The organism is Methylobacterium sp. CCH5-D2, from assembly GCF_001556475.1.
GTDB lineage: Bacteria > Pseudomonadota > Alphaproteobacteria > Rhizobiales > Beijerinckiaceae > Methylobacterium > Methylobacterium hispanicum.
Genome location: NZ_LSIX01000640.1, coordinates 1 through 6,360 on the forward strand (window position 1 = coordinate 1; position 6,360 = coordinate 6,360).

Consider the following 6,360-nt stretch of genomic DNA (forward strand, 5'->3'; position numbering starts at 1 on the left):
CTTTCTGCGAAAGCAGACCTCTCCCTATGGGAGAGGGGACCCGCGCTTCGTCCTGGGACGATGCCTCAAACCGAACCGATGAACCGGAAACGGTTTCAGATCCCCGCCCCGTGCCCGTCCGGCGTCGCCTCCTCGTCCGCGCGCGCGCGCCGGACCTGCTCGCGGCCGAGCCAGAGGCTGTTGGCGAGCCAGGCGGCCGAGAGCGGGACCGACACCACCGCCGCCGCCGTCGCCCCGAGGCCGAGCGCCCCGATCCCCGCGTAGGACCACGCGCCCACTTGGTCGCCCAGGCGGTAGACCACCGTGTCGATGAAGCTCTTGGCCTTGTAGCGGTCCTCGCGCGGCACCACCGTGAACAGCACCTCGCGCACCGGCCGGCTGATCGCGAAGTTGCCGGCGCGCCGCAGCACCTGGAAGGCCACGATCGCCGCGATGGTGGGCGAGACCGCGAGCGCCGCGAAGCCCAGCACGCTCAAGGCCGGCAGGATCGCGAGCGTCGGCCCGACGCCGATCGCCCGGGTGATCCGCCCCGTGAGGAAGAGCTGCACGCCGAGCGTCAGCACGTTCACCGCGAGATCGACGCTCGCGAAGAAGGCCGTCTGCGCGGCGCGGTCGGGGAAGCTGCGCTTGGCGATGCCCGCCTGCTCGAAATACAGGACCGTCGAGGTGATCGAGAACAGGAGCAGGAACAGGCCGATGTTCAGGAGGTAGGGCGAGGCCAGCGTCCGGGTGATCCCCGCGAAGACGCTGCCGCCGATCGGCGCGGCCCGCGCCGCCGCCTCGGACGGGAGGCGGTGCAGCCCCTCGGCGTGGCGGGCGAGCCCGCGCATGGCGAACACGGCGACCTCCAGCAGCGCCACGGCCCCGAGCATCAGGCCCCAGGTCGGCACCGTGCGGGCGAGGCCGGCGGTCAGGCTGGAGCCCGCGATGGCGCCGAGCGTGGCGCCCGCAGCGATGAAGCCGAACAGGCGCTTGCCCTGGCGCGTCGAGAACACATCCACGATCGTCGCCCAGAAGATCGAGACCACGAACAGGTTGAAGATCGACAGCCAGACGAAGAACACCCGCCCGATCCAGACGTCCCAGTCCGGGGGCGCCCCGTAGAGGAAGAGCGCGAAGAGCAGGATGTGGCTGGCGAAGAACCGGTAGGTCAGCGGCACGAAGCGGGCGCGGGGCAGGCGCTTGACCAGCCACGCGAAGGGCAGGTTGAGCGCCAGCATGCCGACCAGCGTGGCGGTGAACAGCCAGGGCAGGTTCTCGATCCCGCCGGCCACCCCCATCTGGTCGCGGATCGGCCGCAGCACGTAGTAGGCGGCCAGGATCGCGAAGATGTAGGCCCAGGCCCAGGCCAGCACCCTTCCCTCGCCGGGGCGGACGTCGATCAGGCGGGCGAGGACGGGGCGGGCGTCGGACACGGGCGCCCTCCCTCTCCCCTCTGCGGGGGAGGGAGAGTGCGCGGGGCTCACCGCGCCAGCCCGAGCTTCGTGCGCAAGTCCGGCGCGGTGAGGTCGTGGCCGAAGCCGGGCGAGCCCATCGCGAACTTGGAGGCGTCGGCGAGGCCGCCCACCACCACCGGCTCGAAGCCCGCGTCGCGCACCAGCCCCTCGGCGACCTTCAGCGCCGCCGGGTCGTCGCCCGCGATCGGGATCGCCATCCGCCCTCCTTCGCGCCCCGCCGCGTTCTTGGCGAAGACCCGGTAGTTCGCCGCGTTGAAGGCGCGCACGAGCCGGGCCCCGGGGAAGAACTTCGCCGAGGTCGCGCCGATGCCCTCGGCCTGGACCGCGTCGTAGAGCTCGCCGTCGCGCGCCTTGGTGGCGTTGCCGGCGTCCAGCACCACCTTGCCCTTCAGCGCCGGGCCGATGCTCCTGGCGAGATCCGGATAGGCCCGGTAGGGCACGGCCAGGAACACGACGTCGCTGGCGGCCACCGCCTCCTCGGGCGTGCCGGTGCGGGCGCCCACGGATTCGGCGAGCGGCTTCAGCGCTTCCGGATGGCGCGAGGCGAACGTCACCGCGTGCCCGGCCCGGGCCCAGAGCGGGCCGATCGTGCCGCCGATGTTGCCGCCGCCGATCACGGCGATCTTGATGTGGTCGGCCGTCTTCCCGGGCTCGGCCGCGGCGGGGCCGGCGAGGGCCAGCGCGAGGCCGAGAGCCAGCGCGGCGCGGCGGGTGCGGTCAGAGCGCATCGATGAAGGCCTCCATCTGGCGACGCTCGGCGGCGTCCGGCAGGCGCCCGCGGGCGGCGGCGCAGTTGTCCTCGACGTAGGACACCTTCGCCATGCCGGGGATCGGGCAGGTCACGGCCGGGTGGCCGAGGACGTATTTCAGGAAGAATTGCGGCCAGGTCTCGCAGCCGAAGGCCCTGGCGAAGTCCGGCACCGGCTTGCCCTGCACCGCCTTGAACAGCCGGTCGCGCCCGAACGGCACGTTGACCATCACGGCGACGCCCTTGTCGGCGGCGAGCGGCAGCACCCGCTCGGCCGCCGCCCGGTTGTCGACCGCGTAGTTCACCTGCACGAAGTCGAGGGGCTCGGTCCTGAGCACCGGTTCGAGCCCGTCGAACTGCCCGTCGCGCCAGACCGTGACGCCGACGTAGCGGATCTTCCTCCGCGCCTTCAGGTCGCGCAGGGTGGCGAGGTTGGTCCCGGTGTCGATGAGGTTGTGGACCGCGATCAGGTCGATCACGTCGACGCCCATCCGCTCGAACGAGCGCTGGATCTCGGCCCGGCCGCCCTCGGCGCCGGAGGCGCTGACCTTGCTCGCCAGGAACACCTTCTCGCGCAGGTCGCCCTTGGCGAAGATCCTCCCCAGCACGTCCTCGGCGGTGCCGTAGCTCGGGGCGGTGTCGATCACCGAGCCCCCGAGTTCGACGAAGCGGCGCACCGCCGCCTCGAGCGGCGCCACCTTGTCGGGGGTGGGCTCGACCTCGTAGCGGCGCGAGGTGCCGATGCCCATCGCCGGCAGCGTCTCGCCGCTCTTCGGGATCGGCCGGCGGATCAGGGCGCCCTCGGCATCCCGGGCGTCCCCGGCCGCGCGGGCCGGAGACGCGGCCAGGGCCGGTGCGAGCAGCGGCGCCAGGGCGCCGGCGGCCAGCAGCGCGCGGCGGGAGAGGGGACGGGGCGTCTCGGGTCTCATCGCGGGCCTCCCGGATCAGGCTTCGGCCCGGCTCAACTAGGGCGTGTCCGTCCGGGGCGAAGGGGAGGCGCGCCGCTCAATCCTCCTCGGGCGGGTCCTCGAACTCCGCGCCCTCCGTGTCCGGGGCGATGCGGAAGCGGTACTCGTCGATGGCCAGGAAGGCCCGGTGCACCGCCTGCGGATCGAGCCCGTCGCGCACCACCAGCGTCTGGAAGTCGATGAACAGGCGGGCGATGCGGGCCTCCTCGGACATCGCCTGCAGGGCCGAGGAGCTGGCGCCCGCGCGCATCATGTAGCGCTTGGCCGCGCCTGCCGCCTCCGACAGGGGCAGCACCGCGACCTGGCCCGCGGTCTCGGGCCGCAGCTCGGCCCAGCGGGCGGGGGTCCAGGCGATGATGGCGTCGCGCTGCTTCATCGGGGGGCCTCCGGCAACGATGCCGCCCGGGCCTACAGGCTCGGGGGCCGGCCGTCGAGCCGCGGGCCGGCGATGGAACCCACCGTCCCGGACCCCGGGCACCGGGCGCGGCGGACGGAGGCGCGCAGGCATACCGCGCACGTCGATGATCGTCGCCCCATGAAAGCCGCCGGGCGGCGCCATAAGCAGGATCTTAACGCGACATCCTCACCCATCGACGAGAGCGCGGCGCGCGATCACAGTCTTCGTTGATCGGTTGCATCAAAATGACAATACAACCAGACGAGGTCGAACGCCTGATCAAGCGAGACCAGCTCGACGCCCTCCTGGCGAGCCTGCCCCTGACGCTCGGGGCGAACGTCTTCGTCTCGCTCTCCTTCTGCGCCATGATGTGGGGGGACGTGGCGCCGGGCATCCTCGTGGGCTGGTTGGCGCTCAACGCGGCCATCAACCTCGCGCGCCTCTGGATCGCCCGGGCCGTGCGGAGACGCGGCCTCCTCGACACGGCGCCGGACCGGGTCCTGGCCCATGCGTGGATCGGGGCGCTGGTCTCGGGCCTGTGCTGGGCCTGGGCCCTCGTCGCCTGCGCCCAGGCCGGCCAGGCCTACAACATCGCGACGGGCCTCACCTTCTGCGGCATCAACGCGGGCGCGGTCGTCCAGAGCGTCACCAACCGCGTCTCGACGCTCGCCTTCGTCCTGCCGAACAGCGCCATCCTGATCGTCATCTACCTGACCAGCGGCTCGACGCAGGCGCAGATCATGGGCGTCAACCTGCTGCTCCTGACCCTCCTGATGGTGCGCGCCTCGGGCCGGGGGGAGCGCAACTACGTGGCGGCCGCGCGGCTGCGGCACGAGGCGGACCATCTGGCCGCCTCGCTCCAGCGCGCCAACGTCGCGGCCACCGCGGCGCTGCGGCAGCTCGACCACGCCGCCAACCACGATCCCCTGACGGACCTGGCCAACCGCTGCGCCTACCGGCGGGCCTTCGAGGACAGGCTGGCGCGGGCGGCCCGGGGCGAGGGCGAGCTGACCGCGATGCTGATCGACCTCGACCGCTTCAAGGCGATCAACGACACCCACGGCCACGCCGCGGGCGACGCCGTGCTGGTCGAGGTGGCGGCCCGGCTCCGCGCCGCCCTGGGCCCGGAGGACGTCGCCGCCCGCCTCGGCGGCGACGAGTTCGCCGCGCTGATCTTCCGCCCCCGGATGGGCGAGGCGGATGCCGCGCTCGCGGAGCGGATCGTGCGCGACCTCGCCGCGCCGTTCGGCCTCGGCGGGCGGACGGTCCGGGCAGGCGCCAGCCTCGGCCTCGCCCGCTTCCCGCGCGACGGGCGGAGCCTGCAGGACCTGCAGGTCGCGGCCGACGTCGCGCTCTACGCGGCCAAGTCTGGGGGCCGCGGCACATGGCGCGACGCCCGGCGCAGCACCGCGTGCGACCCCGGCGACATGCCGGCGCGGCCCCAGGAGGCGGCTCCCGCGCCGCGCGTCGCGCGCGGATGAGCGGGCCCGCCCCGAAATGAGCGGGCGCGCCCCGGGATGAGCGGGCGCGCCCCGGACCGGTGAGCGGGGGCGCGCCTTAGCTCGGCGGAACGCGCCCGGCGCCTGCCGGTTGGACCTCGGAAGGCGCCCGGGATGTCCCGGGCGTCCCGCCCACCGCCGTTCGCCCGCTGGGCGCCCTGCCCGTCCGGAGCGCGATGGACCAGCCGACGCCGACCGCCCCCCGCGGAGCCCAGGGCCCGAGGCTAGAAGCCGGGTCCCGGGGACTCGCCCCGCACCGGGACGCCGCCGAGATCACCGCCCGGGGCCTCGCGCTCGGCGCGGCCATCACCGTCGTGTTCATGGCGGCCAACGTCTACATGGGCCTGAAGACGGGGATGACCTTCTCGTCCTCGATCCCCGCCGCGATGATCTCGATGGGCTGCCTGCGCCTGCTCGGCGGCGCCGGGATCCTCGAGAACAACATCGTGCAGACGCAGGCCTCCGCCGCGGGCACGCTCTGCAACGTCATCCTCGTGCTGCCGGGCCTCGTCCTGATCGGGCACTGGCACGGCTTCCCGTTCTGGGAGACGGCCGGGATCACGCTGATCGGCGGGCTTCTCGGCGTCGCCTTCTCGATCCCGCTGCGGCGCGCCCTCGTGATGGGCGAGAGCCTGCCCTACCCGGAGGGCGTCGCGGCCGCCGAGGTGCTGCGCACCGGCCAGGAGCACGCTGGAGAGCACGGTGGGGAGCACGCTGGGGAGGAGGGCCGGGGCAGGCCCGCGGGCGGCGAGCGCGGGCTCGCCACGCTGCTCGCCGCCGCCGCCGCCGCCGGGCTGGTGAGCTTGGCCACCAACGGGCTGAAGGTGCTGGCCGAGGGCGTGCGGGGCGCGCTGGTCGCGGGCGGGGCCGTGTTCGGGCTCGGCACCGGCTTCTCGCTGGCGCTCGTCGGCGTCGGCTACCTCGTGGGCATCGGGGCCTGCCTCGCGGTGCTCACCGGCGTGGTCATCGCCTGGGGCATCGCGGTGCCGGTGCTGACCGCGCTCGGCGAGCATGGCGGCGCCCCGGCCGAGGCGGCGCAGGCGGTCTGGGCCGATCAGGTCCGGTTGATCGGGGCCGGCATCATCGCGGTGGGCGGGCTCTGGACGGTGGGCTCGCTCGCCGGGCCGATCCTCGGCAGCGTGCGCGCGGCGCTGGCGAGCGCGCGCTCGGCCGGGGGCGAGCACGCCATGCGCCGGCTGCCCCGCCAGGAGCGCGACCTGCCGCTGCCCTGGATCGCCGGGGGGGCGCTCGCCCTGAGCCTGCCGCTGGCGGGCCTCGTCTGGCACTTCGC

At 74.0% G+C, this 6,360-nt stretch carries 6 protein-coding genes; 2 read left to right on the top strand and 4 right to left on the bottom strand.

The window, feature by feature from the left end:
• Positions 1 to 95: 95 nt before the first annotated feature.
• The 4 genes from AX737_RS17045 to AX737_RS17060 all read right to left on the bottom strand — a co-directional run bounded on the left by AX737_RS17045 (position 96) and on the right by AX737_RS17060 (position 3,549).
• Positions 96 to 1,415: an MFS transporter gene (locus tag AX737_RS17045; RefSeq protein ID WP_197430611.1), complete on the bottom strand. Its 1,320-nt coding sequence runs from the start codon at positions 1,413 to 1,415 to the stop codon at positions 96 to 98.
• Between the two features lie 47 nt (positions 1,416 to 1,462).
• A complete protein-coding gene (locus AX737_RS17050; RefSeq protein WP_066923501.1) occupies positions 1,463 to 2,185 on the bottom strand; it encodes an NAD(P)-binding domain-containing protein in 723 nt (240 codons plus the stop codon).
• Positions 2,175 to 3,134, bottom strand: a complete 960-nt coding sequence (locus AX737_RS17055) for an aldo/keto reductase (protein WP_066923504.1) — start codon at positions 3,132 to 3,134, stop codon at positions 2,175 to 2,177. The genes AX737_RS17050 and AX737_RS17055 overlap by 11 nt, the downstream gene beginning before the upstream one ends.
• Before the next feature lie 76 nt (positions 3,135 to 3,210).
• Positions 3,211 to 3,549, bottom strand: coding sequence for a hypothetical protein (locus AX737_RS17060; RefSeq protein WP_066923507.1), 339 nt, complete (start codon positions 3,547 to 3,549; stop codon positions 3,211 to 3,213).
• Between the two features lie 266 nt (positions 3,550 to 3,815).
• On the opposite strand from AX737_RS17060, the gene AX737_RS37265 reads away from it, so the two are divergent.
• The gene (locus AX737_RS37265; RefSeq protein WP_066923510.1) at positions 3,816 to 5,051 is read left to right on the top strand and encodes a GGDEF domain-containing protein; all 1,236 of its coding nucleotides are present in this window, start codon (positions 3,816 to 3,818) and stop codon (positions 5,049 to 5,051) included.
• A gap of 194 nt (positions 5,052 to 5,245) precedes the next feature.
• On the top strand, positions 5,246 to 6,360 hold a 1,115-nt coding region (locus AX737_RS17070; RefSeq protein ID WP_082773101.1), incomplete at its 3' end, for an oligopeptide transporter, OPT family.